The 26,170-nt window shown below is 70.3% G+C and carries 23 protein-coding genes; 11 read left to right on the top strand and 12 right to left on the bottom strand.

Annotated elements, in window-relative coordinates; genetic code table 11:
• Positions 1-13: 13 nt before the first annotated feature.
• The 6 genes from ACWD5F_RS37650 to ACWD5F_RS37625 all read right to left on the bottom strand — a co-directional run bounded on the left by ACWD5F_RS37650 (position 14) and on the right by ACWD5F_RS37625 (position 6,436).
• The gene (locus tag ACWD5F_RS37650) at positions 14-622 is read right to left on the bottom strand and encodes a hypothetical protein (RefSeq protein ID WP_451260791.1); all 609 of its coding nucleotides are present in this window, start codon (positions 620-622) and stop codon (positions 14-16) included.
• Positions 609-2,150, bottom strand: a complete 1,542-nt coding sequence (locus ACWD5F_RS37645; RefSeq protein WP_451260790.1) for a substrate-binding domain-containing protein — start codon at positions 2,148-2,150, stop codon at positions 609-611. The genes ACWD5F_RS37650 and ACWD5F_RS37645 overlap by 14 nt, the downstream gene beginning before the upstream one ends.
• Positions 2,147-3,346 (bottom strand): toxic anion resistance protein, encoded by a 1,200-nt coding sequence (locus ACWD5F_RS37640; RefSeq protein WP_451260789.1) that lies wholly within the window; start codon positions 3,344-3,346, stop codon positions 2,147-2,149. Before ACWD5F_RS37640 ends, ACWD5F_RS37645 begins: the two co-directional genes overlap by 4 nt.
• Before the next feature lie 13 nt (positions 3,347-3,359).
• Positions 3,360-4,424 (bottom strand): hypothetical protein, encoded by a 1,065-nt coding sequence (locus ACWD5F_RS37635; protein ID WP_451260788.1) that lies wholly within the window; start codon positions 4,422-4,424, stop codon positions 3,360-3,362.
• A 330-nt stretch (positions 4,425-4,754) separates the two neighbouring features.
• A complete protein-coding gene (locus tag ACWD5F_RS37630; protein WP_451260787.1) occupies positions 4,755-5,168 on the bottom strand; it encodes an SCO4983 family protein in 414 nt (137 codons plus the stop codon).
• A 56-nt stretch (positions 5,169-5,224) separates the two neighbouring features.
• Positions 5,225-6,436, bottom strand: a complete 1,212-nt coding sequence (locus tag ACWD5F_RS37625; RefSeq protein WP_451260786.1) for a pyridoxal phosphate-dependent aminotransferase — start codon at positions 6,434-6,436, stop codon at positions 5,225-5,227.
• Between the two features lie 206 nt (positions 6,437-6,642).
• On the opposite strand from ACWD5F_RS37625, the gene ACWD5F_RS37620 reads away from it, so the two are divergent.
• Complete coding sequence (locus ACWD5F_RS37620) at positions 6,643-7,509, top strand: S1 family peptidase (RefSeq protein WP_451260785.1); 867 nt, start codon at positions 6,643-6,645, stop codon at positions 7,507-7,509.
• A 31-nt stretch (positions 7,510-7,540) separates the two neighbouring features.
• On the opposite strand, the gene ACWD5F_RS37615 is transcribed toward ACWD5F_RS37620, so the two are convergent.
• On the bottom strand, positions 7,541-9,169 hold the full coding sequence (locus tag ACWD5F_RS37615) for an N-acyl-D-amino-acid deacylase family protein (protein ID WP_451260784.1): 1,629 nt from the start codon (positions 9,167-9,169) through the stop codon (positions 7,541-7,543).
• A gap of 8 nt (positions 9,170-9,177) precedes the next feature.
• Complete coding sequence (locus tag ACWD5F_RS37610; protein ID WP_451260783.1) at positions 9,178-10,443, bottom strand: amino acid deaminase; 1,266 nt, start codon at positions 10,441-10,443, stop codon at positions 9,178-9,180.
• A 134-nt stretch (positions 10,444-10,577) separates the two neighbouring features.
• Here ACWD5F_RS37610 and ACWD5F_RS37605 point away from each other — a divergent pair, with 134 nt between their 5' ends.
• The 5 genes from ACWD5F_RS37605 (at position 10,578) to ACWD5F_RS37585 (ending at position 15,182) form a co-directional block, all read left to right on the top strand.
• Entirely contained in the window at positions 10,578-11,621 is a 1,044-nt protein-coding gene (locus tag ACWD5F_RS37605) for a sugar kinase (RefSeq protein ID WP_451260782.1), read from the top strand.
• The gene (locus ACWD5F_RS37600) at positions 11,618-12,403 is read left to right on the top strand and encodes an IclR family transcriptional regulator (RefSeq protein ID WP_451260781.1); all 786 of its coding nucleotides are present in this window, start codon (positions 11,618-11,620) and stop codon (positions 12,401-12,403) included. Before ACWD5F_RS37605 ends, ACWD5F_RS37600 begins: the two co-directional genes overlap by 4 nt.
• On the top strand, positions 12,400-12,810 hold the full coding sequence (locus tag ACWD5F_RS37595; RefSeq protein WP_401713536.1) for a RidA family protein: 411 nt from the start codon (positions 12,400-12,402) through the stop codon (positions 12,808-12,810). The genes ACWD5F_RS37600 and ACWD5F_RS37595 overlap by 4 nt, the downstream gene beginning before the upstream one ends.
• Positions 12,811-12,920: 110 nt before the next feature.
• A complete protein-coding gene (locus ACWD5F_RS37590) occupies positions 12,921-14,396 on the top strand; it encodes a GntP family permease (RefSeq protein WP_451260780.1) in 1,476 nt (491 codons plus the stop codon).
• Positions 14,397-14,498: 102 nt separating this feature from the next.
• Positions 14,499-15,182 (top strand): hypothetical protein, encoded by a 684-nt coding sequence (locus tag ACWD5F_RS37585; RefSeq protein WP_451260779.1) that lies wholly within the window; start codon positions 14,499-14,501, stop codon positions 15,180-15,182.
• On the opposite strand, the gene ACWD5F_RS37580 is transcribed toward ACWD5F_RS37585, so the two are convergent.
• Entirely contained in the window at positions 15,179-16,531 is a 1,353-nt protein-coding gene (locus ACWD5F_RS37580) for a M14 family metallopeptidase (RefSeq protein ID WP_451260778.1), read from the bottom strand. The two genes, ACWD5F_RS37585 and ACWD5F_RS37580, sit on opposite strands and share 4 nt — an antisense overlap.
• Positions 16,532-16,902: 371 nt before the next feature.
• Here ACWD5F_RS37580 and ACWD5F_RS37575 point away from each other — a divergent pair, with 371 nt between their 5' ends.
• Both ACWD5F_RS37575 and ACWD5F_RS37570 read left to right on the top strand, forming a co-directional pair.
• Positions 16,903-17,826, top strand: a complete 924-nt coding sequence (locus tag ACWD5F_RS37575; protein ID WP_451260777.1) for an anti-sigma factor RsbA family regulatory protein — start codon at positions 16,903-16,905, stop codon at positions 17,824-17,826.
• A gap of 54 nt (positions 17,827-17,880) precedes the next feature.
• Positions 17,881-19,203, top strand: coding sequence for an Nramp family divalent metal transporter (locus ACWD5F_RS37570; RefSeq protein WP_401713526.1), 1,323 nt, complete (start codon positions 17,881-17,883; stop codon positions 19,201-19,203).
• 48 nt (positions 19,204-19,251) lie between these two features.
• Here ACWD5F_RS37570 and ACWD5F_RS37565 read toward each other — a convergent pair whose 3' ends face one another.
• The 3 genes from ACWD5F_RS37565 to ACWD5F_RS37555 all read right to left on the bottom strand — a co-directional run bounded on the left by ACWD5F_RS37565 (position 19,252) and on the right by ACWD5F_RS37555 (position 22,951).
• The gene (locus tag ACWD5F_RS37565) at positions 19,252-20,505 is read right to left on the bottom strand and encodes a hypothetical protein (protein ID WP_451260776.1); all 1,254 of its coding nucleotides are present in this window, start codon (positions 20,503-20,505) and stop codon (positions 19,252-19,254) included.
• 104 nt (positions 20,506-20,609) lie between these two features.
• Complete coding sequence (locus ACWD5F_RS37560; RefSeq protein ID WP_451260775.1) at positions 20,610-21,122, bottom strand: SigE family RNA polymerase sigma factor; 513 nt, start codon at positions 21,120-21,122, stop codon at positions 20,610-20,612.
• Positions 21,123-21,259: 137 nt separating this feature from the next.
• On the bottom strand, positions 21,260-22,951 hold the full coding sequence (locus ACWD5F_RS37555) for a chitinase (RefSeq protein ID WP_451260774.1): 1,692 nt from the start codon (positions 22,949-22,951) through the stop codon (positions 21,260-21,262).
• A gap of 266 nt (positions 22,952-23,217) precedes the next feature.
• Between ACWD5F_RS37555 and ACWD5F_RS37550 the strand changes: the two genes are divergently transcribed.
• The 3 genes from ACWD5F_RS37550 (at position 23,218) to ACWD5F_RS37540 (ending at position 26,134) form a co-directional block, all read left to right on the top strand.
• Complete coding sequence (locus tag ACWD5F_RS37550; RefSeq protein WP_451260773.1) at positions 23,218-24,069, top strand: hypothetical protein; 852 nt, start codon at positions 23,218-23,220, stop codon at positions 24,067-24,069.
• Between the two features lie 64 nt (positions 24,070-24,133).
• Positions 24,134-24,841, top strand: coding sequence for a Flp pilus assembly protein CpaB (gene cpaB, locus ACWD5F_RS37545; protein WP_401713516.1), 708 nt, complete (start codon positions 24,134-24,136; stop codon positions 24,839-24,841).
• A gap of 9 nt (positions 24,842-24,850) precedes the next feature.
• Positions 24,851-26,134 (top strand): AAA family ATPase, encoded by a 1,284-nt coding sequence (locus ACWD5F_RS37540; protein ID WP_451260772.1) that lies wholly within the window; start codon positions 24,851-24,853, stop codon positions 26,132-26,134.
• Positions 26,135-26,170: the final 36 nt, after the last annotated feature.

The following is a 26,170-nucleotide window of genomic DNA, read 5'->3' as shown; positions in this document are numbered from 1 at the left end:
CACAGGCCGGTACTCAGGCCCCCCGACCCCGCTCCTCCAGATACCGCGTGTGCGACTCCTGCCGTCGGGCCTCCGTCTCGCGCAGGGACGAGGCCAGTCGGTCCGCCTCCTCCTGGAGGAGCGTCAACTGCCGTTCCAGATGGCGTTCCGGCGGCTCCTGGCCCGGCGCCATCCGGCTCCACCACCGGGTGCGTACGAAGGTGTCGACGGCCTCGGGGATGTCCTGGCGCACCGCCCGGGAGAGGGTGTGCAGGCCCTCGGGGTCCTGGCCCAGCAACTCCGGGGCCCAGCCCGGGTCGAGCAACGCGGCCAGCAGCTCGGTCAGTTCGGTGAGCCGGCCCGCGGCGGCCGGCGGCAGTTCGACGCCGGCGAGATAGGCGCCGAGGCGCTCGAAGTCCTCGCGCACCTCGTCGAGTTGGGCGGACGGGTCCGGGAAGGCGGGCGGCGCCGGGCGCTCCGGCGGGGCGATGAGCGCGCCCGCGCCGTACAGGCCGACGACCACGACGGGCCAGTACGGTCCCGCCGCGCCGACGAAGGTCAGCGCCAGGCCGGCCAGTCCGCAGGCGCTGCCCGTGATGTTCTTGCGGGACTCCAGGAACCCCACGAACCTACTGGTAGCCACGGATCTCCTCGAAGGCGCCGTCCAGCGAGCCCTTCTGGGCGTCGAAGAGGCGGCCGCCGGTCAGGTCGGCGATGTGCTCCAGCTCCGCCCGGTCGGAGTCGCCGAAGAGGATCGGGAAGACGGGGGTCCGCCGCTGCTGCGCGCCGAGCCCGCGGTAGAAGGCGTCGAAATCCCCGGACCTGGCGCCGGTCGTGTTCTCACCGTCCGTCATCAGCACGATCGACGTGAACGCGTCGTCGTCGGCGCCGAGATGGTCGTACGCCTTCTCCAGCGAGGAGAAGATCGCGGTGTCGCCCTGGGCGCTGAGCGCCTTGGTGTCCGTGCGGACGCCGTCGAGGCCGGTCTGCGGGTCGGCCGGGTCGATGACGTGGGTGCGGACGCTCTTCACGTCCGAGCCGAACGGCATCAGCGTCACCTCCTCGCGGTCCCGGAAGTCCGCGGTGAGGTCGGTGAGCGCCTTCTTCAGCCGGTTCAGGCGGTCGCCCTTCATCGAGCCCGAGGTGTCGAGGACGTAGACCGTGCGGGAGGGGCGGCGCAGCTTGTTCTCGTAGGCGTCGAGCAGTCCGTCGGCGACGGATCGGCTGCCGGGGAAGGGCAGTTCACGGCGACGGCTGGTGTCGAGGCCCGCCGCGGGGTGCACCGAGGGGACGACCGGGCGGCGGTGGGTGCGCTCGGTGATCTGCCGCTGGATCGCCGGGGTGCGCAGGGCCTCGGTCAGGCGGCGGACCTCCTCGCGGGTCGCCGCGCTCGTGGCGGCGAGGGAGGAGAGCGGGTAGTCGGCGGTGACCACGCCGTCGGTGGGGCGGATCACGGTCAGACCGGGGACGCCCTTGAGGACGGACTCGTAGTTGAGCATCGCGTCGACGTCCCCGCGCCGCTCGTACGCGGTCGCCAGCCAGCCCGACGAACCCGAGGTCAGCTGCTGCCCCTTGAAGAACTCCTTCAAGTTCGGCGTGGCCTTGGTGACGTCCGCGTCGGTGAGCGCGGACTGGGCGCCGGAGAGGGCGGAGGCGACCGAGACGAGCGTGGCGAAACCGGAGTTGGAGCGGGCCGGGTCGGTCATGCCGTAGCTGAGCCGGCCCTCCTGCACGGCCCGCTCGACCTGCGACCAGGTGACGTGATCGGGCTGCCAGCCCAACTCCTCCACCACGGCCGCCTTCACCCCGATCGCGACCGGGCTGGACATGATCGACGTCTCCGACACGACCCTCTTCGCCGCCTCGGGCCGCAGCCGCAGATAGTCGTCCGACGACAGCCACACCGCGTCGTACAGCCCGTCGGTCCCGCCCTTGGCGAGCAGGTCCACGGCGTCCAGGGTGCCCATGTAGGTGGGGCGGACGGTGAGCCCGGTGTCCTTGCGGACCTGGTCCAACACCGGTGTCATGTCGGCGAGTTCGCTGGAGGCGAGGATGCGCAAGGTGCCAGGCTGCGGAGACTGGCCATCGGCGGGTTCGGCCGCCTTGGGCGTAGTCGTGCAGGCGGTCACCAGGGCGACCGAGGCGCCGAGAAGGACGAGACCCCGTCTCATGAGAGCCCCCCTTCGAGCGCGCTCCGGGACCGGCTGCGCGCCAAGTAGCCGCTCGCGGACTGGAGTTCGGCGGTCAGGGACTCGACGGTCGAGGCCATCACCTCGGTCGCCTGGACCTTGTACGTGTCGATCGCGTCCAGCGTGCGGTAGATCTGCTGGAAGGCGGAGCGCAGCGTCTCGGCGCCCACGGCCGGGTCGGCGGCGATCCGCTGGATCTCCCCGCTCTGCGTGGCGAGCATCTCGGCGTTGCCCCGGATCAGGTCCTCGGTGGTCCCGCGCAACGCGTTGACCTGCTCGACGACCTTCTTCTGGTTGTCCAGCGCGGAGGCCAGCATCACGGAGATCCGCAGCGCCGACACGGTGGTCGTGGCCGCCCGGTCGACGCCCTTGATCAGCTCCTCGTTGTTGCGGCGTACGACGTCCATGGCGAGGTAGCCCTGGGCGCAGACGGCGAGTTGGGTGAGCAGGTCCTGGTGCTTCTGCCGGACGGGGAAGAGCACGTCGGCGCGGAGACCGTCGGCCGTCTCCGGCTCGGCGACGCCGGCGATGTGCTGCTCGACGGCCGCGTCGAGGGCCTCGGTGAGCACGACGTACTCCTGCAGCTTGCCCATGGTCTCCCACAGGCGGACCCGCTCGGTCTGCAACGCGGCGTTGTCGCGCCGCAGTTCGTCCTGGCCGCCGCGCAGGGAGCCGACGATCTTGTTCAAGGTCCCTTGTGCGGAGGCGTACTTGGCGACGTGGTCGCGCAGCTTGTTGCCGCCGGGCAGCCGGGACAGGAACTTCCGTCCCTTGCCGGCGGGCACGTCACGCGGATCCAGGTCCTCGACCACGCGCCGGAGTTCGACGAGCGAACCGGCGACCTGGGACTGCGCGTCCCCGCCCTTGTCCGGCAGGGAGCGGACGGTCCTCTCCAGCATCCGGTTGGACTGCGCGGTCGCGGTGCGCATCTCGCCGGCGCCCAGGGCGGTGATCTCGCCGACCTTGCCGGCGAACTCGGGCGAGCGGGCGTCGAGCGCGGCGAGTCCGTCGACGTACGCGGTGGCCTTCTGCGCCATGTCCGTACGGACGCTGTCGGCGACGGGCACGAGGCCGCCGGCCTTCTCCCGCGGCACGGCGGCGACGGGTTCGGGCGGGGTGAGGGTGAAGGTGTCGTCGCTGCTGTGGCTGCTGTTCTGACTGGTGTTGTGAGCGTTCATGTTTCTTCCCCCGTTATCCCTTCGCCCGGCGGGCCATCTCGTGCAGCACCGCGGAGGTGGGCACGGGCGCCTGCCGGACGCCGGTCAGTTCCTGCTTGAGATAGGTGCCGGCCGAGGCGAACTCGGTGGCGGAACCCTGCGGCCGAAAACCGTGCCGGACGGCGAGCTTGCGCAACTCCGGGTCGGTGGACAGGAGTTGGGCGAGGGCCTGGCCGTTGTCGGTGAGCGGTACGACGGTGTGGTCGCTGTTGACGGTGGTGTCCGGGTAGAGCACGACGAGGTCGCCGGGCTGCTGTCCGTCCGCCAACAGGGCGGCGACCTGGGACTCGTAGACCAGCACGAGCGGATTCCCGGCCCCGCTGACGAAGTCCCGGAAGACGGCGTCCGAACTGGACTGCTGGGCGCCCTGCACGGTGACGAGCTTCTTGAGCAGGGGCTCGGTCCGATCGAGATCGCCCGCACTTGCTACGACCCGTCCGCCGTTGGCCACGTAGGAGGCGGCGGCGAGGTAGAGGGCGCCGGAGTTGGAGGAGGCGGGATCGGTACTGGAGATGAAGAGAGTCCCGCTCAACTCCCCGTACTTCGCTGCCCCCTTGAGCTGCTGCCAACTGCGGTCGTGCTTGGCGGCGTCGAGATAGGCGGCCATCTTCAGGGTGCCGCGGTGCTCGGTGTCGAGCGTGGCGAGGCCGTTGGCGGCGAGCACCTGGGCTGCGCTGCGGTGGGCCACGACGACGAGGGGCGAGTAGAAGGGGCGGGGGAGGGTGCCGCGCACCTTGTAGCGGGCGGCGAGCTCGACGGCGGGTGCCTGGCTGGAGGGAAAGGCGAAGTCGTACCCCTCCAGGTCCAGCCCCTCCATGGCCCAGGACCCGGAGGTCTCGGCCTTCACGGTGTAGCCCTTGGCGGCGAGGGCCTTCACCACGTCGGGATCGGCGAAGAAGTCCGCCTTCTCCGACCCGATCACGCCACGCACGGTCTTCGTTGCCGTGCCCTTGTCCTCCGTGTGCCGCCCTGCGACGACGGCTGCCACCACGCCGCCGATCAGCAGAACAGCGAGGACGATTCCTGCGATTCGTCTCACGCCGGGGAGCGTGCTCCCGGAACCCCATGTTCCAGGGCTTACCGGGTGAACGGAGGGTGAAGTGGCGGTCCCGGTACACAACGGCCGGGCGAGCGAGGCCGGTTCGGCACCGCCGGGGCGCGCCGCGGTGGTTGATCGCCGTTGCGGCGGAGAAGAGTTGGCGGGATTAAGGGGGGCGGCGGAAGAGATTGGGCGGGGACAAGAGGGGGCGGCGCAATGAGGCATCCGGTGCTGCAACGCCCTCAGGGGCGCGGGGAACTGCGCGACCAGCCACGACGCACCCGCGGCCGCAACGCGACCTCAACCCCTACGGCGATACCGCGCGAACGCTCAGCGCGACGCCAGTTCCGGCGAGGCCAGCGCCAGCGCATGCGCGTCCATACGCTGGGCCGAAAGAATCGCCGCCGCCGTGTCCGCCCGGGATGCCGCCACCACCAGCGCCCGCCCCGCAAGGGCATGCGCCCGCCGGTGCAGGACCGTGAGGTCGTCGTCGGGCGCGGTCACGGACAGGCGGACCGGCGTCACCCCGCCCCGCAACCGACCCACCTGCGCGGCAAGCCTCTCCGCGGCCTGGTCGAGGTCACTGGAGGGCTCCAGTCCACGCAGCTCGTCCGTCACCGCCAGCAACGCGCCCAGATGCCCCGCCAGTTGGATGTCAAGCTCGTCCTCACGCGACCGGTGAGGGAAATCGGCCGCACCGGCCACCGTGCTGTGGACCGACTTCGTACGGATCGGCTCGTACATGGGATGGCCTCCAGTGACTGTCAGGAAGCCATCCTACCTTAGATCTCGTCTAAAGTTTAAAGTTGACCGTACCCGTCGAGGAAGTTCCCGATCCGCCCCACCGCATCCCGCAGATCCCCGGCCGTCGGCAGCGTCACCACCCGGAAGTGATCCGGCTCGGGCCAGTTGAACCCCGTGCCCTGGACGACCATGATCTTCTCCTGGCGCAGCAGATCCAGGACCATCCGCCGGTCGTCCTTGATCTTGAACACCTTGGGATCGAGACGCGGGAACAGGTACAGCGCGCCCTTCGGCTTTACGCAGCTCACCCCCGGAATCTGCGTGAGCAGCTCGTACGCCACATCCCGCTGCTCCCGCAGCCGCCCACCCGGCAGCACCAGGTCATTGATCGTCTGCCGCCCGCTGAGCGCGGCGACCACCCCGTGCTGCCCCGGCATGTTCGCGCACAGCCGCATGTTCGCGAGGATCGTCAGACCCTCGATGTAGGAGTCGGCGTGCGCGCGCGGCCCGGAGATCGCCATCCAGCCCACCCGGTAGCCGGCCACCCGGTACGCCTTCGACATGCCGTTGAAGGTCAGCGTCAGCAGGTCCGGGGCGACGGCCGCGGTCGGCGTGTGCGTGGCGTCGTCGTACAGGATCTTGTCGTAGATCTCGTCGGAGCAGACCAGCAGATTGTGGCGCCGGGCGATGTCGGTGAGCCCCTTGATCATCGCCTCGTCGTACACCGCCCCCGTCGGGTTGTTGGGGTTGATGATGACGATCGCCTTGGTGCGGTCGGTGACCTTGCGCTCCACGTCCGCGAGGTCCGGCATCCAGTCGGACTGCTCGTCGCAGCGGTAGTGCACGGCGGTGCCGCCGGACAACGAGACCGCGGCCGTCCACAGCGGGTAGTCCGGTGCGGGGACCAGCACCTCGTCGCCGTCGTCGAGCAGACCCTGCATCGCCATCACGATCAGCTCGGACACGCCGTTGCCGATGAAGACGTGCTCGACGTCCGTCTCGATGCCGAGGGTCTGGTTGTGCATGACGACCGCCCGGCGCGCTGCCAGCAGGCCCTTCGCGTCGCCGTACCCGTGCGCCGAGGAGACGTTGCGGAGGATGTCCTCCAGGATCTCCGGCGGGCATTCGAAGCCGAAGGCGGCGGGGTTGCCGGTGTTCAGCTTGAGAATGCGGTGCCCGGCCGCTTCCAGCCGCATCGCCTCCTCAAGAACCGGACCCCGGATCTCGTAACAGACGTTGGCGAGCTTGGTCGACTGGATCACCTGCATGTCTGGGAGCTTACGGCCCGGTAAAGGCACGCGGGTCGTGCTTTCCACCACATGAGACGTGGCACGTGTCGCGCGTAGATCAGCTGTACACAACTCGCGCATGCCTTCTTGTCGTGGCACCCCCTTGTCGTGAAGATGTCCATGACAAAAACGTGAAAGCGGCCGGAAGATCTCCGGGCGCTCGCGTTTCCAGAGGGGACCCCCACATGAAGAAGCCTCTCCTTGCCACGCTCTTCACCCTGGCCATCGCCGGGGCGGGCATGGCACCCGCGGTCGCCGCGCCCACCACGGCGCCGGTCGCGAAGGCGGCCGTCGAGAAGGCCGCCGCGCCCACCATCCAGGCCGTCAACTTCGCCGGCACCGTCTCGCTCAGCAACTGCTCCGGGTCCGTCATCCGCTTCCCGAACTCCGTGTCCACCGACCCGGCCCTGGTGCTGACGAACGGCCACTGCCTGGAGACCGGCTTCCCGGAGGCCGGCGAGGTCATCGTCGACCAGGCCTCCACCCGTACCTTCGGACTCCTCAACGCCTCGGCTACCAGGGTCGGGACGCTGCGTGCCAGCAAGGTCGCCTACGCGACCATGACGGACACGGACGTCACGATCTACCAGCTCACCACCACGTACGCGTCGATCCAGAGCACCTACGGGATCAGCCCGCTCACCGTGCAGAGCACCCACCCGACCGCCGGTACCGCGATCACCGTCGTCTCCGGGTACTGGAAGCGGACCTACGCCTGCAACATCGACGGGTTCGTCTACCGCCTCAAGGAGGGCGACTGGACCTGGAAGGACTCGGTGCGTTACACCTCCGCCTGCCAGACCATCGGCGGCACGTCCGGTTCGCCGGTGCTCGACAACGCCACCGGGCAGGTCGTCGCCGTCAACAACACCGGCAACGAGGACGGCCAGCGCTGCACCGAGAACAACCCCTGCGAGGTCGACGCGAACGGCACCGTGACCGTCCGCCAGGGCATCAACTACGCGCAGGAGATCTACAACATCCCCGCCTGCTTCACCACGGGCAACAAGCTGAACCTGAACGCCAGTTCCTGCACCCTGCCCAAGCCGTAGGGCCAAGCCGTGAGCCCCAACCCGTAAGCGGTCAGGGGCGGGTGGTCCGCCGCACCGCCCGCCCTGCCAGTACGTCCGTCCGCCGTCCGTCCTCGATCACGAACCGCCCGTCGACCAGGACGTGCGGAATGCCCGTCGGCAGCCTGCGCGGGTCGTCGAAGGTCGAGCCCGCCGCCACCGTCGCCGGGTCGAAGAGGACGAGGTCCGCCCGGTGGCCCTCGCGGACCAGGCCCCGGTCCGGCAGCCGCAGCCGGGCCGCCGGGCGCGAGGTGAGGTGCGCGACGCACTCCTCCAGCGACAGCACGCCCAACTCCCGTACGTACCGCCCGAGATACTGCGGGAAGGTGCCGTACGCCCGTGGGTGCGGCTTCGCGCCCTGGAGGATGCCGTCCGAGCCGCCGGTGTGCACCGGGTGGCGCATGATGGCCCGCACGTTCTCCTCGTGGCCCACGTGCTGGAGGATCGTGGGTCCCAGGCGGTCCGCGAGGAGCAGCTGGCGGGCCACCGCCCACGGGGTCTCGCCGCGGACGTCCGCCGACTGCTGGACCGTGCGGCCCACATGGTCCGCCAGGGCGTCCGTGCCCACGCCCGAGATCTCGATCGTGTCCCACTCGATGGGTACGCCGTGGCAGCCGTCCGAGCCGACGACCTCCACGTGGTGCCGGATCCGCTCCGCCGTCACGTCGTCGGCGAGGCGCTTCAGGATCGCCTCCGGGCCGCCCTCGCTCGCCCAACTGGGCAGCATCGCCACGAGGGTGGTGCAGCCGGGGGTGTAGGGGTACGTGTCGAGGGTGATGTCCGCCCCGGACGCCAGCGCCTCGTCCAGGAGCGTCAGCAACTCCGGCGCCCGGCCCTTGTTCACGCCGAAGTTCATGGTGGCGTGGGCGAGATGGAGCGGGCAGCCCGCCTCACGGGTCAGCTCCACCATCTCCTCGTAGGCCTCCAGCGCGCCCGCGCCGTACGAGCGGTGGTGCGGGCAGTAGTAGCCGTCGTAGGACGCCACCACCCGGCAGAGTTCCGTCAGTTCGGCGTCCTTGGCGTACATCCCGGGGGTGTACGTCAGCCCGGACGACAGGCCGACCGCGCCCTGCTCCATGCCCTCCGCCACCAACTGCCGCATGCGGTCCAGCTCCTGGGGCGTGGCCTCGCGGTCCTCCCAGCCGACGGCGAGCATGCGGACCGTGCCCTGCGGGATCAGATAGGCCGCGTTGACCGCGATCCCGCGGCCCTCGAAACCGTGGTCAAGGCGGTCCAGGTACTCGCCGACCGACCGCCAGTCGAAGTCGATGTCGTCGCCGTACCCGTTCCACCCGCTGATCGAGCGGCGGACCTCGGCGAGCGTGCGGTCGTCGACGGGCGCGTACGACAGCCCGTCCTGGCCCAGGACTTCGAGCGTGACCCCCTGCGCGGCCTTCGCGCTGTGGTCCGGGTCGCGCAGCAGGGCCAGGTCGCTGTGCGCGTGCATGTCGATGAAGCCGGGGGAGAGGACCAGGCCCTCCGCGTCCAACTCCCGTACCGCCTTCGGGCGTTGGCAGCCCGCCGCCGCGGCCTCCTGGACGATCGAGACGATCCGGCCCTCGTCGATCACCACGTCGGCGCGGTACGAGGGTGCGCCGGAACCGTCGACGACGTCCGCGTCCCGGATGACGAGCTGCTCCACGAACCCTCCTAGAAGAACGTGCGGATGTAGTCGACGACCGTCCCGTCCGCCTCGGCCAGCGGGATCAGCGGCCACTTGTCGAAGGTCGTGCACGGGTGGGACAGACCCAGGCCCAGCCAGTCGCCGACCCGCAGATCGGCCTCGGGGGTGGTGGTCAGCCAGGTGTGCTGGTCGGACAGGGCGGGCACCGAGATGCCGGTGGCCGGGTGTTCGGTGCCGTCCCGGCGGACGACCTGGGGGAAGGGCAGGTCGAGGTCGTAGGCCGCGTCGCGCTTGCCCCCGTTGGCGAAGGCCTGCTCGGGGGAGGGGCGGGAGACGACCTGCGTCCACAGGCGGAACGCGGGCTCCAGCGCGCCCTCTTCGGGAACCCGGTTGAAGGGGGTCAGCTTGCGGTAGTGGCCGTCGTCGTGCGAGACGTAGGCGCCCGAGCGCAGCAACTTCAGTACGGGAACGGAGAGTTCGGGGATCTCCGCGAACACGTCGGCCACCGCGTCGAACCAAGCGCTGCCGCCGGCGCTGACCACGATCTCGTCCAGGCCCGCGAAGCGGCCCGCCTTGTCGAAGTCGGCGGCCAGGGCGACCAGTCGGCGCAGATAGCCGCGTACCCGCTCCGGGTCGGCCCCCGGGACCTCGCCCTCGTAGCCCGCGACGCCGGCCAGCCGCAGGGTGCCGGTGGCGGCCACCGCGTCGGCGACGGCCGCGCACTCCGCCTCGGTGCGGACGCCGGTGCGGGCGCCCTCCCCTGCGGCGAGTTCGACGACGACGTCCAGCGGGCGCGCGGACCCCTCGAGCGCCGCGGCCATCAGCTCGACGCCGGGTACGGAGTCGACGTAGCAGATCAGGCGGAAGTCCGGGTCGGCCGCCAACTGACCGGCGATCCAGCGCAGGGCCGCCGGGTCGAGGAGTTCGTTGGCGAGGAAGAGCCGCTGGAAGCCGTAGGCGCGGGCCACGCGGAGCTGGTGGGGGAGGGCGAGGGTGATGCCCCAGGCGCCGCGGTCGAGCTGGCGGCGGAAGAGCTGCGGGGCCATGGAGGTCTTGCCGTGCGGGGCGAAGGCGAGGCCGTGCCGGGTCGCGTACGTCTCCATCAGCGCGAGGTTGTGCTCCAGGCGCTCGGCGGACAGGGCGAGCAGGGGCGTGGTGAAGCCGCCGGTGAAGAGGTTGCGGCGCTCGGCGGTCAGCTCGCCGACGGTCAGGCCGTCGGCGTCCGGCGGGAGGCCCTTGAATCGGTGGTCGACGCGCTCCTCGGCGAGTCGGTCGAGCGCCTCGGTGTCCATGGGGCCTCCCTGATCTGGTCTGTTGCGATATCTGCAATGGCCATTGCGTATAGCGCTTACGGCTGTCTAACATCTCGGCCAACGCGGGGTCAACGGAGCCGCCGGAACCCTTTCACCCAGGAGCTACGACCATCGTGACCGTCACCGGACCCGGCAAGGCCCCCGACGTCGTGGACGTCGTAGCGCTCGGCGAGTCCATGGTGACCTTCCTGCCCACCCGGCCGGGCCGCCTCGCCGACGTGCCCTCCTTCGACCGTGCCATCGGCGGCGCGGAGTCGAACGTGGCCTGTGTCCTCGCGGCGGCCGGCCACACGGTCCGGTGGGTCAGCCGGGTCGGGGCCGACGGGTTCGGCGACCACCTGGTCGAGACGATCGGCGCGTACGGCGTCGACGTCACCGCCGTGGGACGGGACCCCGAGCGGCCGACGGGCGTGTACTTCCGTACGGCCGGCGACCGGGCCACCGACGCCCACGAGGTCGCCTACTACCGGGCCGGTTCCGCCGCCTCCGCGATGACCGTGGACAACGTGGACCTGGCCGCCGTACGCGCCGGACGCGTGCTGCATCTGTCCGGGATCACCGCGGCCCTGGCCGAAGGCTGCGCGGACCTCATGCGCGAGCTGACCGTCCTGCGCCACGACCGCCCGCTCGTCTCCTTCGACGTCAACCACCGGCCCGGGCTGTGGCGCACCGCCGACGGCCCGCAGACCACGCTGGAGCTGGCCCGCGCCGCCGACCTCGTCTTCGTCGGCGAGGACGAGGCACAGGACGTGTGGGGGCTGGTGGGCCCCGACGCGGTGCGCGACGCGTTCCCCGACCCCTCGGTGCTCGTCGTTAAGCAGGGCGGACAGGGCGCGACCGTCTACGACCGGACCGGCGCCACCTTCGTCCCCGCCCCGCACGTCGACGTCGTCGCCGCCGTCGGGGCCGGGGACGCCTTCGCCGCCGGCTTCCTCTCCGCCACCCTGCGCGCACTGCCCGTCCGCGACCGCATCCGGCACGGCCACCTCATGGCCGCCGCCGCCCTCACCGTCCCCGGCGACCTCGCCGTGCCCCCCTCCCGCGACCACGCCGACCGGCTGGTCGCCCTCGACGACACGGCGTGGGAGAGACTTCGACTCGGCCCCGGCTGGACAGCAGCCGCAGAGCGGGCCGACGAGGAGGTACGTACGCCATGAGCCAGACCGTCGACCGTGCGCTGAGCATCCTGCCGCTGCTCGCCGAGGGGCCCGCCGACCTCGGCCAGGTGGCCGAGCGGCTCGGTGTCCACAAGTCCACGGCCCTGCGGCTGCTGCGCACCCTGCACGAACACGGCCTGGTCTACCGCCAGTCCGACCAGCGCTACCGCCTCGGCGCCCGCCTGATCGCGCTCGCCCAGGAGGCCATGGAGAACCTCGACATCCGCGAGATCGCCCATCCCCACCTCGTACGCCTAAACGAGCAGTGCGGGCACACCGTGCACCTCGCCGTGTACGAGGAGCACGAGGTGCTCTACATCGACAAGGTGGAGAGCCGCTACCCGGTGCGGATGTACTCGCGGATCGGCAAGCCCGTCGCCATCACCGTCGCCGCCGTCGCCAAGCTGCTCCTGGCCGATCTGCCCGAGGGCGAGCGGCGGGTGCTCGCCGACGAGCTCGAATACCCCATGTACACGGCCCGGTCCACGCCCAACGCCCCTGCTTTTCTGAAGGAGTTGGACAAGGTGCGCGACCAGGGCTGGGCCACCGACCTCGGCGGCCACGAGGAGTCCATCAACTGCGTCGCCGCACCCATCCGCGGCGCGGACGGCAAGGTCGCCGCCGCCATGTCGGTCTCCGCGCCCAACGTCGTGGTGACCGCCGACGAACTCCTCACCCTGCTACCGCTGGTGCGCCGCACGGCCGACGCGATCAGCGGGGAGTACTCCGGAAGAACGCCCGCATCAGCACCGGCATCACCACCAGACAGGAACACCGTATGACCGACAAGATCGCCCTCACCCCCAAGACCCACACCGCTCCGCCCGCGAAGTTCTCGCACGGCGTGAGGAAGGGCAACATTCTCCAGGTCGCCGGCCAGGTCGGCTTCCTCCCGGCCGAGGAGGGCAAGCCGCCCACGCCGGCCGGCCCCACCCTGCGCGAGCAGACCCTCCAGACCCTCGCCAACGTCAAGGCGATCCTGGAGGAGGGCGGCGCGAGCTGGGACGACGCGATGATGATCCGCGTCTACCTCACCGACGTCGACCACTTCGCCGAGATGAACGCGCTCTACAACGCGTACTTCGAGGAGCAGGGCCTCACCGCGCCGCCGGCGGCCCGTACGACGGTCTACGTCGGCCTCCCCGCGGGTCTGCTCATCGAGATCGACGCGCTCGCCGTCCTGAGCTGACGCCCCCTCAACTCCCGCACGCCGTACACGGCATGGCACCTCCCCAGGTGCCGTGCCGCGATCCCCCATGCCCCGAAAGTCCCGTGTACTTAGCCAGAGGACCCCCACCCATGTCCCATCCGCTCGCAGCGACAGCCCCCACCCCGCCACCCCACACCGGCGGTCTGCTCCTTCTCATCGACGGCACCGCCGGTCTGCTGACCGTCGCCGCCATCGGCATCGCGCTCCTGCTCTTCCTGATCATCAAGGTCAGGCTCCAGCCGTTCGTCGCCCTGCTCGCGGTCTCCATAGCCGTCGGCCTGCTCGCCGGTCTCTCGGTCACCGAACTCTTCGGCACCGTCCAGAAGTCGGACGCCGTGTCGACCATCGAGGCCGGGATGGGCGGCATCCTCGGCCATGTCGCGATCATCATCGGCCTGGGCACGATGCTCGGCGCGATCCTCGAAGTCAGCGGCGGCGCCGAGGTGTTGGCGTCCCGGCTGCTCAACCTCTTCGGCGAGAAGCGCGCGCCGCTCGCCATGGGTCTGACCGGCCTGATCTTCGGTATCCCGGTCTTCTTCGACGTCGGCATCTTCGTCCTGGCCCCGATCGTGTACGCGGCGGCCAAGCGGGGCGGCAAGTCGATCCTGCTCTACTGCCTGCCGCTGCTGGCGGGCCTGTCGATGACCCACGCCTTCCTGCCCCCGCACCCCGGTCCGGTGGCCGCCGCCGGTCTGCTCCACGTGGACCTCGGCTGGGTCATCCTGATGGGCATCGTCTGCGGGCTCCCCGCGGTGCTCGCCGCCTGGGTCTTCTCGGCCTGGGTCGGCAACCGCATCTTCGTCGCCGTACCGCAGGACATGGTGGAGGCGGCGGCCGAGGCCAAGCAGGCGGTCATCGACGAGCAGCGTGAGTCGGGCGTGGAGCCGCGCGAGACGCCGGTGCCGCTGGGCACGGTGCTCGGCATCATCGGCACCCCGCTGATCCTCATCCTGGCGGCGACCTTCTCCTCGATCGCCCTGGACCCCTCCACGGGCCGCTCGGTCATCGAGTTCTTCGGCCACCCCTTCGTGGCGCTGACGATCGCCCTCTTCCTCGCCTACTACCTGCTGGGCATCCGGCGCGGCTGGTCCCGCAAGTCCCTGGAGACCGTCTCGACGGCCTCCCTGAAGCCGGTCGGCAACATCCTGCTCGTCGTCGGCGCGGGCGGGATCTTCGGCGCGATCCTCAAGGCCAGCGGGGTCGCCCAGGCCCTCTCGGACACCTTCAACGACGTCGGCCTCCCGGTGCTCGTCCTCGCCTACCTGATCTCGCTCGTCCTGCGCGTGGCCCAGGGCTCGGCGACGGTGGCGATCGTGACGACGGCGGGCATCGTGGCCCCGCTGCTGGCGGAGGGCGACCACTCCCAGGCCTTCGTCGCCCTCGTCATCATGGCGATCTCGGCCGGCTCCATCTTCGCCTCGCACGTCAACGACGGCGGCTTCTGGATGGTCGCCAAGTACTTCGGCATCACCGAACGGGACACCCTCAAGACATGGACGGTCCTGGAGTCGGTCCTGTCGGTGGCGGGCTTCGCGGTGGCGGCGGTGGTGAGCTTGTTCGTGTAGGGGCTGCGGTGTCCGGTGTGTTCGGTGCGTTCGTGTAGGCGTCCGATAACAAAGTCGGGGCTGGCTGTGTCCACCACAGGATCGTCGACCATACTTCCCGCTGTGGAGCAGCGCATAGGTTCGAGCAGCCAGCCCCTGGAGGGCGCCGGGTTCGACCCGGCATTCATCCCCGGGCTCACGTCGCCCGTGTCCGATGAGCCGGCGAAGGCGAAGGAGCCGGACGAGGCCGAGGACGCGGCGGCGGAGCAGCCCGGGACCGACAACGAGGCGGACACGGAGGCGGAGGCCGAAGCCGACGCCGGGTCCGACGACGCCGACGGCGAGGACGCGGAGGAGTCCGTCGACGGGCCCGTCTTCGAGGCCTCCGACCGGCGCGCGCGGATCGTCGCCGACGAGAAGGGCGTCCGGCTCAGCCTGGACGACCAGCAGTGCGAGTTCCGCTGGGACGAGATCGGCGCCGTGGAGACGGAGACCCCGCGCTTCGGCAAGCGGTTCACCATCACCGTGCACACCCCTGAACGCCGCTGGTACCCGATCGAGATCGAGGCCGCGTCCAGGGCACGCTTCGGTGAGTGGGAGGAGCAGCTGGACGCCGTCCTCGACGCCTACTTCGAAGAAGGCGACGCCGAGGACGAGGTCGAGGTCGAGGACCAGGCTGAGGACGAGGGCCAGACCGAGGTCGAGGCCGCGACCGAAGCCGAGGACAAGGACGAGGTCGCGACCGAAGCCGAGGCCGACGCCGTGTCCAAGACCGACGTCAAGTCACCGGCCAAGGACGTCGACTAGGAGCAGTACTGCGCTTCCTTGCCGATCGAGCGGTACATGCAGTCGGAGTTCTCCAGCAGTTGCAGCACCGCGTCCCGGTTCCGGGAGGTCTCGCGTTCGATGACCTCGTCGGGCGGATAGAACCCGCCCCCGGAACTGGACGCCGGGTACATCTCGAAGGTGTACGAGAAGATCTTCTGCGTACCCCAGAGATAGTCGTCGATCGACCCGTCCGTGATGTACAGGTCGCTCGACTGCTCGGGCGTGTACCCGTTGCTCGCGGCCATCTTCTGGCCGACCGTCTTGAAGGCGTTGTAGTCGTCCGCCGTCATCCCGGTCGTCGTGTCGGAGTACGTGTACCCGAACGGCCAGAGCACCAGCTGGCTGTAGGTGTGGAAGTCGATTCCCGCGGTGATCTGCTGCTTGCCGCCGACGACCCGGCCGCGGACGAAGTTCGCGACGACCTTCACCTCGGGCGCCGACTCGGCGGACGCACCCCGGTAGGTCTCGGACGAGGTCGAGCCCGAGGACCCGCCGCAGCAGCCGAACCTGTAGTCCCAGTTCCGGTTCAGGTCCGTACCGACGTACGAGGAACCGGAGTTGGGCTGCCGGTTCTTGCGCCACGAGCGGTAGGAGCCGGTGGCGATGTCGTACTCGCCGCCGTCCGGGTTGAGGTCGGGGACGATCCAGATCTCGCGGTTGTTGACCATGTTGGTGATCCGGGAGTCGCTGCCGTAGCCGGCCCCCAACTCCCGCAGCAGATACAGCGCCATCTCCACCGTGAGGTGCTCGCGCGCGTGCTGGTGGAAGGTGAAGAGGACCTCGGGCTCGCTCTCGTCGGTCGCCACGTTGTCGCTGATCTTGATCGCGACGATGTTCCGGCCCTGGTACGACGTGCCGATCACCCGCTTGCTCATGATGTTCGGGTAGGCGGCGAGGCGTTGGTCGATCTCCGTGTTCGTCTCGGCGTAGTTGTGGTACCTCGAGTCGGCCGTGGGGAAGTCGAACAGCCGCGCCTCACCCGCGGACCGGTCCGGTGCCGAGCCGAGCGGCGTGACCTCGTAGCCCTGCGCGCGCAGCTTCTTGATCTGCGCGGTCCGGCCGGAGACGACCACCGTCTCCTCGTCGGCCTCGTCCACGCTCACCCCGGCCGCGGCGATCGCGGTGCGGGTGACCGGGGTGTTGTGGTCGACGTGGATCTCGTACTGCCGGATGTCGTCGGCGGCGGGTGCCGCCTTCGCCGAGCCGGGGCTGTCGGCGCTGTCGGCGTTCGCGGAGAGGGGTGCCGCGAGGGTCAGCGCGAGGAGGGCGGCGAGAGCGGCGGTGCGTCTGCCGCTCCGGGCGCCTGAGCCTCGTATCCGAAGTCGCATGAAGTCTCCTGGTTTCTCCTGGGGTTCCGGGGTCTCCGGAAGTGGGGGAGTGGAGCGGGGGTGGTCCAGGGACGTGCTGGTGCGGGTGCCGTTGGCTGTACGGGTGCTGTACGCGAGCTGTGCGCGTGGCGGGCCCATCGTGGTCGTATGTCATGAGCTGGTCAAGTACGGCCCAAGAATCCTTGGCGTGAACCGTTCGGAAAACGGCCGCGCAGTGTACGCGCGGGGGTCCTCGCCGGCGCGGTCCCCGGCGAAGTGCACTCGCGGGTGTGAGCGGGAGCTGCGCAACTGCCGGGCCGGGAGGGACAGTTGGACATGGCGGAAGGGGAGCCGCAGCCCACCGGTCAGACCCCCCCAGCCGGAGGAGAACCATGACCCGCACCTCCTCGTCCGATCAACGCCCGCCGGATCACGGCCCGTTCGACCACCGCATGGCCGTGTTCGCCGCGGACGACGCGTTCGTGGCCGCCGCCCTGCCCTTCCTCGCCGAAGGCCTCGCCGCGCCGGGTGAACCCCCGCCGGTGGCCGTCGCCGGCCCCGAACGGCTGGACCTGTTGCGCGACGCCCTCGGCGATGACGCCCGGCATGTGCGCCTGGTCCTGCACGCGGACTGGTACACCGGTTCGGCCGCCAACGCCGTCGCCCAGCTGGCGAGTCACCTCGACTCCCGGGCCGCACCCGAGGGCTCCTGCCACATCCTCATGGAGCCCGACTGGGGCGGACGCGCCGGACGCTCGACACGTGAGACCGCCGAGTGGATCCGCTACGAGGCCCTCGCCAACCTCCTGTTCGCGCCGACGGCCGCGACGGTCCTGTGCGCGTACGACACCCGCACCGCCGGCGCCGCCATCGTCGGAGCGGCCCGCCGCGCCCACCCGGACACCGGTGTCTACGCGGACCCGGTCGTCCTCGCCGCCGAACTCGACGCCGTGGCACAGGGACCGCCCACGGCCGGCGCGGCCCTGCTCCCGCGGCCCCACCCCGCCGCCGTACGCACCCGGGCCGCCGCCCTGGGGCTCGCGCCCGCGGACGCGGAGCTGTTCGCCGAGGCCGTCGCCGCCGCGCTGGCCTCGCTCGGCCCCGTGACCGGCGCGCTGCTGTGGGGCCGGGCGCCCGCCGTCGTCTGCGAACTGCGCGCCGAGCGGCGGGTGGACGACCCCCTCGCGGGCTTCGTGCCGCCGCCCGACGGCGAGTTGGACCCCGGGCAGGGACTGTGGTTCACCCGCCAGGTCTGCGCGTACGTGGACGTGCGCGACGACTCGAAAGGGGCCACGGTCCGACTCCAGTACGGATAGCCGTACGTGCAGGCCCTCTTGCCCCAGGCGCCCCTTTGCGCTTTCTTGACCCACATGACGGACACCACGGGCAACCCCACTGACACCGAGGCAGCATCCGGCATCGACTCCACCCCACGTAAATCGAGTTGGCGGTACATCGGACCCGGGATCGTGGTCGCGGCCACCGGCGTCGGCGCCGGTGACCTGGTCGCGACGCTCATCGCGGGCAGCAACTTCGGCTACACCCTCCTGTGGGCGGCGATCGTCGGCTGCCTGGTCAAGATCTCCCTCGCGGAGGCGGCCGGACGCTGGCATCTGTCCACCGGCCGCACCCTGTTCGACGGCTGGGCGAGTCTCGGCCGCTGGACCACCTGGTTCTTCGTCGTCTACGCCGTGATCTGGGGCTTCGTCTACGGCGCGGCGGCGATGTCGTCGAGCGCGCTGCCCCTTCAGGCGCTGTTCCCGCACGTGATGGACCTCGAATGGTGGGGCATCGCCTGCGGGCTGGTCGGACTCGTCTTCGTCTGGTTCAACAAGTACGAGGTCTTCGAGAAGGTCATGACGGTCCTGGTGGGCGTCATGTTCGTGGTGACCGTCTACCTCGCGATCCGGGTCACCCCGAACCTCGGCGACGCATTCGCCGGCCTGCTGCCCGTCCTGCCCGACGAGAAGGACTCGATCCTCAACACCCTGGGCCTGATCGGCGGGGTCGGCGGCACGATCACGCTGGCCGCGTACGGCTACTGGGTCAACGCGAAGGGCTGGACCAACACCGGCTGGATGAAGGTGATGCGGTTCGACAACCGCGTCGCCTACGCCACCACCGGCATCTTCGTGGTCGCGATGCTCTTCGTCGGCGCGGAACTGCTGCACTCCGCGAACGTGGCCATCGCCAGCGGCGACAAGGGCCTGATCCAGCTGAGCGACATCCTGGAGGCCGAATACGGTTCGGCGACGGCCAAGTTCTTCCTGATCGGCTTCTTCGCCACGTCCTTCACCTCACTGATCGGCGTCTGGCACGGCGTGAGCCTGATGTTCGCCGACTTCGTGGCCCGCTCCCGGGCGCGGTCGACGGTCCGCGGCGAGGAGGTCGCCTCCGGCGCCCGCGAACGCTCCTGGCCCTTCCGCGCCTATCTGCTCTGGCTGACCTTCCCGCCGATCGTCCTGCTCTTCCAGGGCCAGCCCTTCCGACTGATCATCCTCTACGGCGTGCTGGGCGCGGCCTTCCTGCCCTTCCTCGCCGCCACTCTCATCTGGCTCCTCAACTCCAGCCGCACCCCGGCCGAATGGCGCAACGGACCGCTCAGCAACGCGATGCTGGCACTGGCCGGGGTGCTGTTCCTGGTGCTGTGCGTGAAGCAGGTCTGGGACCAGCCGTGGGCGGACTTCTTCTGACGCGGACCCTCCCGGCACGCCCCGGGCTCCGGCCCGGGGCGTGCCCGGCTACAACCACGTGGTGTCGAGCGCGATCGCGCGGAGCTGCGCCATGGTCAGGGCCGGGGTCGCGCGGGTCGCCGGGGTGTCCTGGGCACCGGAGTTGAAGGCGCTGATCACCACCCGGTAGCCGTCGGGCCGCATCGTGTCCACCGTCCACATGACGACCCCTTCGCCGCCCTTCTCGCCGGGCCCCTGGTGCTCGGCGACCTTGGTGCCGTCGGGCAGGGTCTCGGAGTCGGCGCCGAAGAGGTCGTCCGCGACATCGGACATGTCGGGCTGGACGTTGACCTGCACGAAGGTCTTGCCCTTGCCGTCGTCGACCACGAGGTAGCCGTACCCGACGTCGTCACCGGGGCCGGTCTCGGTGACCTTGAACCCCTTCGGCAGCAGGCTCTTGAGCGTCGGGACGACCGGCTCGCCCTCGACGACGGTGGCCGTCGGGCTCGACGGGGCCGCGGGCCTCGTGGAGCCCGCGGGCAGCGAGTCCACGGCGTCACGCCAGACGGACGCGGTGACGATCTTCTTCAACTGTGCCGGGGACAGCGGTGGTCGGGGCCGGGTGATCGGCGAGTCCTTCTCGGCGGCGGAGTTCCACTCGTTGAGGGTGACGTGGTGTCCCTGGGGTGTGACGAGTTCGGCGGACCACCACTTGGTGTCCACGCGCCGGTCGGGATACTCGTAGCCCTGGTAGATCATGAGCCGTGAGCCGTCGGCCAGCTTCTCGGTGCGGCAGGCGTCGTAGTGCGTCAGCGCCTTGCCCGGGCACTGGGTGAACTGGGCGGCCTCCTGGCTCTCCGGATCGACACGGCCGATGGTCAGCCCGATGGCCGACGCCCCCTTGCCGTCGTCGTAGACGATGCCCGTGAACGCCGTCGACCCCTTGACGCCCCAGGTCGCCGTCTGGTCGAACTCGCCCTTCGGCAACAGCCCTTCGAGCGTCTTGGCCAGTGAGGAGCCGACGTCCAGACTGCGCGTGTCCTTGCCGGGAGTCGCGGTCGTGGAGACCGGCGAGGTCGCCGAGGCCTGGTTCTGGAGGGTGGTGCCGGCGTCGGGCAGGAGCAGCGCTCCGCCCACGCCGACCAGCGCGATGCCCGCGACGCCGCCCGTCACGGCGGCCCGGCGCAGCAGCAGACGCCGGCGCCCGCGCACCGAACCGGCAGTGACGAGCGCGGCCCGGTCGGTCTCGAAGGCGTCGCCGGCCTCTCTCAGACCGGCGGCGAGGATCTCCTCGAAGGGATCGCTGTGCTGTTCGACGGGCATGGCGGAACCACCGTTTCGCGAAGGGGGTGAAGTGAAGAAGCGTGAAGTGAGGGGGTGTTCGGGAACGCCGGTGTTCATGGACGCCGTGTTCATGGACGCGGTGCTCAGGGGCGCGCGTACTCGCCGAGGTCCTTGCCGAGCAGCTCCCGCAGGTGCCCGAGCGCCCGGACACAGCGCGTGCGGACCGCCGCCGAGCTGGTGTTCATGACGTCGGCTGTCTCCTCGATCGAGCGGTCCTCCCAGTAGCGCAGGACGACCACGGCCCGGTCCTTGGCGGGCAGCCGGCCCAGCGCCTCCAGCAGGGTCAGCCGCAGGGAGGTGTCCCCGTCGAAGGCGCGCCCCGGCAGGTCGGGGAGCACGTCGGTGGCCCGCTCGGTGCTGCTGCGCCGCCGCTGGTGCGCGAGGAACGTCCGCGTCAGGACCGTCTGCGCGTACCCCGCCGGATTCCCGACCCGCGACACCCGTCCCCAGCTGATGTACAGCCGCCCGAGGGTCTCCTGCACGAGATCCTCGGCGAGATGGGTGTCCCCGGCGGTCAGCAGACAGGCGGACCGGTAGAGATGCCCGGCACGTGCCGAGGCGAACTCCGCGTACTCCTCCGCCCGGCGCTGTCTCATCCGAGCCCCCCTCCCACGGCGCCGTTCGGCACCGTACTCACTTCATTGATGCGGTGGGCCGGGGGAAATGTTTCATCCCCCGGCCCACCGATCTCGATTCTTCTCCCGATTCCTCTCTGTCCGGGTCCCGCTTCGCGCTACGGCAGCGCGTGCACGTGCGCGCCCACCGAGTTGGACCACGCGTTGCCCGCCGAGGCGTCCCAGTTCGTCGACCAGGTCATCGCACCCCGCAGGTCGGGATACGTCTTGGACGGCTTGAAGGAACCGCAGTTGGTGCCCTTGGCGAGGCAGTCCAGCGCGTTGTTCACGATCGTCGGCGAGACATAGCCGCTGCCCGCGCCGCTGGTCGAGGCCGGCAGGCCGAGGCCCACCTGCGAGGGGGCGAGGCCGCCCTGCAACTGGATGCAGGCCAGGGCGGTGAGGAAGTCCACCGAGCCCTGCGAGTAGACCTTGCCGTCGCAGCCCAGCATCGAACCGCTGTTGTAGTACTGCATGTTGACGACCGTGAGGATGTCCTTGATGTTCAGGGCCGTCTGGAAGTAGGCGTTCGACGTCGACTGCATGTCGATGGTCTGCGGGGCCATCGTGATGATCAGCGACGAGCCCGCCTTGGACGACAGCGAGCGCAGCGCCTGCGACATGTAGGTCGCGTTGAGGCCGTTCTCCAGGTCGATGTCGACGCCGTTGAAGCCGTACGTCTGCATCAGCGAGTACACCGAGTTGGCGAAGTTCGTCGCGGAGGTCGAGTCGTTGATCGACACCGTGCCGTTCTGGCCGCCGATCGAGATGATGACCTTCTTGCCGGCCGCCTGCTTCGCCTTGATGTCGGCCTTGAACTGGTCGACCGTGTAGCCGCCCAGACCCGCCGAGTCCAGGTTGAAGGTCACGGCGCCCGGCGTGCCCGTCGCGTCCGCGAAGGACACCGCGATGATGTCGTACTGCGACTGGACGGCGGAGATCCTCTGGACCGTCGCCCCGTTGTTGAAGTTCTGCCAGTAGCCGGTGACGGCGTGCTTGGGCAGGGTGCCGCCGCCCCCGCCGCCGGTCGCGGTGGTGGTGCCCGTCACGGTCGCCGACTTGGTCGACTCACCGGCCGAGTTGGTCGCGGTGACCTGGAAGGAGTACGAGGTGGAGGCCGCGAGGCCGGTCACGGTGGCCGAGGCGCCGGTCACCGACGTCACCTTCGTACCGCCCTGGTAGACGTTGTACCCGGTGGCGTTGGAGACCGCGTTCCAGGCGAGGGAGACCGAGGAGGAGCTCGTGCCCGAGACCGCGAGGCCGGCCGGCGCCGCGGGGATCGTCGGGGCCGGGTCGCCGCCCCCGCCGCCGTCGGGGCCGAACACCGAGAGGTCGTCCGCGAAGTAGGCGGCCTGGCCGTACCAGCCGTGCGTGTAGACGGTCACCGAGGTGGTGGAGCCACCCGTGGTGAAGGTCGTCGACAGCTGCTTCCAGGACGTGGAGTCGGGCGTCCACGTCGACACGTCGGTGGTGCCCGTGCCGGTCACGCCCAGGTAGGTGTAGCCGCCCTGCACCCAGGCGCTCAGCGTGTACGTCGAGTTGGGCTTCACGGCGACCGACTGGGTGCACTGGGCGTTGTCCTGCCCGGCGGGCGTCGCCTTGAGCGCGGCCGAGCCGCCGTGCACCGGCGAGGAGACGGTGGTGCCGCTGCCTGCCGAACAGGTCCAGTTGCTCAGGCCGGACTCGTAGCCGGCGTTCTTGGCGTTGTTGACGTCCGCGGCGGACGCCTGGCCCGCGCCCGCGAGGGAGAGGGCGAGGGCAGCGGTGACGACTCCCGACCAGAGCCGTGCCGATCTTCTAAGTGGGGACATGACAATAAGCTGGTCCAGACCAATCCGGCTGTCAAGAGGTCCAGACCAACTTGGGGGAAGGTCGACTCGCTCCACAAGGAGCGGCAAGATGACCAACCTGCTCCGTTTTGGCGCGTCTTGTGCATGGCGAGTTCCCTACCAGCTACAGAAACGCTGTTCTCCGGTCACAGAGGCGTGGTTACAGTGCTGAGGTAGTCACGCAGTGAAGTCAACTCGGTGTATCGGAGTGATCTCGGTCCGCCGACGGCGTAACACGGGGAGCGGGCGTGCCAACTGCCATTGCCGTGACCGGCGCAGACCTCGCGCTGCCGCCGCACGACGACCGGACGCTGCCCGCTGTCGTCCTGCCTGACCTGGACAAACAGCCCCTCGACCAGGCGCTGTTCACCGTCCAGTCGCTGCTGGACCAGCACGGGCATCTCATCGTGGTGTACTCGCAGGCCACCCCGCACACCGTGGTGCGGCGACTGCTCACCATCCGCGGTCTGCTGGAGAGCGACCGGATCGCCCTGTTCCGTCCCGAACTGCCCCCGCTCGGACTCGCCGTCCTGGCCCGTCAGTTGAGACAGCTGGCCTCCTGCGACCTCAGTCCCGGGGTGCTCGCCTCCGCGGGCCGGCTGCTCACGCACTACATCCACGCGGGCGCGCTGCTCGGTTCCGTCGCGCGGCTCGACCGGGTCCCCGTCCCGCTGAAGTCGCACGCCAAGTCGTGGGTGCCGGGCAGCCAGTTCGCCGCCCTCGCGCACCCCGAGCCGCAACTGGTGAAGATCGGTCCCGGAGCCACCCTCGCCGGCCCCGAGTTCGGCACCTGGATGCAAGTGGCCAAGGGACAGCTGCAGTCGGACTGGGTCACCGCGACCCTGGCCAAGCAGTGGAGCGTGCAGGGCCTGCGGGAGACCGCGCTGCCCGCCGAGTCCGCGGTGTGGTGGGAGACCGGGAAGCTGGTCGAGTTCGCCGCCTATCTGCCGGACCTGTCGGTGCTCTACCAGCTGGTCACGTCGGTCCGGCAGGGCAGTTGTCACTGGTGCGGCATCGACGTCATCGGCGACCGCTGCGTCTTCTGTTCCGCCACCGCGCCGGTCTCACCCGTCCACGAGAACCAACTGCCCGCGGGCTGAACCGCCCCCGGCCTCCCGTCCCCGATTCCGCTCGACCGAGCCCCCCAACGAGGTTGTACGGTTCATGAACTCCCGTCAGCGCCGCGGCGTGCTACTCCTGCTTCTGTCGGTCCTCTGCGCCCTGGGCGCGTTCGCCGGCGTGCTGTCCGTCATCAACGACGTGAAGTCCAAGGTCGGCCCCGAGGTCACGGCGTACGAGGTCAAGAAGGACATCAAGCCGTACACCAGGCTCACCTCGGCCCAGTTCGAGAAGACCGAGATGCCCAAGCGGTGGCTGTCGGAGAACGCGGTCACCGATCTCGCCGACATCCGCGACAAGATCGCCGTGACCACGCTCAAGCAGGGCTCCCTGCTCCAGAGCGACATGATCGTCGACCAGCCCGCCCTCCAGCCCGGGCAGCAGGAGGTCGCCATCATGATCGACGCGGCGACGGGCGTGGCCGGCAAGATCACGGCGGGCTCGAAGGTCAACGTGTACGCCACCTTCGAGGGTCAGCGGGAGGGCGATCCCGACCTCTCCAAGATCATCGTGACGAACGCGTCCGTCCTCGACGTCGGCGACCTCACCCCGCTCCAGCCCGACGCCGACGACCGCACCCGGGACGCCACCGAGGCCGTACCGATCACGTTCGCGCTCTCCGCGCTGGACGCCCAGCGGATCACGTACGCCGAGTCCTTCGCCAAGCGGGTACGGCTCGCGCTGGTCGCGCCGGGGGAGACCGGCACGGTGCCCGAGCAGGACCGCACCTACGAACTCGCCAAGGACAAGTGAGAGGCCGCCATGCCCACGAGGATCCTCCCGGCAGTCGGCGACGTGGACGCGGTCCGCTCCCTCACCACACTGCTGAGCCAGCTGCCGGACGCCGAACCGGTCGCCCCGGTGACCGACTCCACCCAGCTCATCGACACCCTCGCCCGGCTGGCCGGCGAGTCCATCGACGAGCTGCCCGAAGTCGTCGTCGTCCACGAGCGCATCGGGCCCGTCCCCGCCCTGGAACTCGTCCGCGAGGTCAGCCTGCGCTTCCCGGCGGTCGGCGTCATCCTCGTCACCTCCGACGTCAGCCCCGGCCTCTTCCAGGCCGCCATGGACTACGGCGCCCGCGGCCTGATCGCCCTGCCGCTCGGCTACGAGGAACTCGCCAGCCGGGTGCACGCGGTGGCCCAGTGGTCGGTGGGCGTACGCCGGCATCTGGGCGCCGCCGGCGACGTGTTCACCGGCGTCGGCGGCACCGTCGTCACGGTCAGCGGCGCGAAGGGCGGTGTCGGCACGACCACCACCGCCATCCAGATCGCCCTCGCCGCCCAGGCGTCGGGCCGCGGCGCCGTCCTGCTCGACATGGATCTCCAGACCGGGGACGTCGCCTCCTACCTGGACGTCCAGTTCCGCCGCTCGGTCGTCGACCTCGCCACCATCACGGACATCACCCCGCGCGTCCTGGCCGACGCCGTCTTCCGCCACGACACCGGCCTCACCCTCCTGCTCGCCCCCGCCGACGGCGAACGCGGCGAGGAGGTCACCGACCGCGCCGCCCGCCAGATCGTCGGCGCCCTGCGCTCCCGCTACGAGGTCGTCGTCGTCGACTGCGGCGCCCAACTCAGCGGCGCCGGCGCGGCGGTGGTGGAGATGGCCGACACCGCGCTCCTGGTCACCACCCCCGACGTGGTCTCCGTCCGCGGCGCCAAGCGCGCCGTCCGCATGTGGGACCGCCTCCAGGTCCGCAAGGCCGAGGAGACCACCGTCGTCGTCAACCGCCACACCCGCGGTACGGAGATCCAGCCGCCGCTGATCCAGAAGATCACCGGCACCGGCCTCGCCGCGACCGTGATCCCCGCCAACTTCAAGGAACTCCAGAGCGCGGTCGACGCGGGCCGGGTCCACGAACTGGACAACAGGAGCACCGTCAAGCAGGCCCTGTGGACCCTCGCGGGCGAACTGGGCCTGGTCAAGGGCTCCGAGGGCCCCCAACACCGCAACGGCCGCTCCCGCGGCGGCTCCAAGGGCGGCTCCCGCGGCGGCGACCGGAGCGCGCTGACGCTGCGGCGACGCAAGGAGTTGGAGCGGTGAGGGGGCCGGCGGCGCTGCCGGCGGTTCGGCGGGACG

This window comes from Streptomyces sp. NPDC002499, from assembly GCF_053595415.1.
Note: the sequence above shows the minus strand (reverse complement) of the source record. Positions and strands in the feature narration are given on the sequence as shown.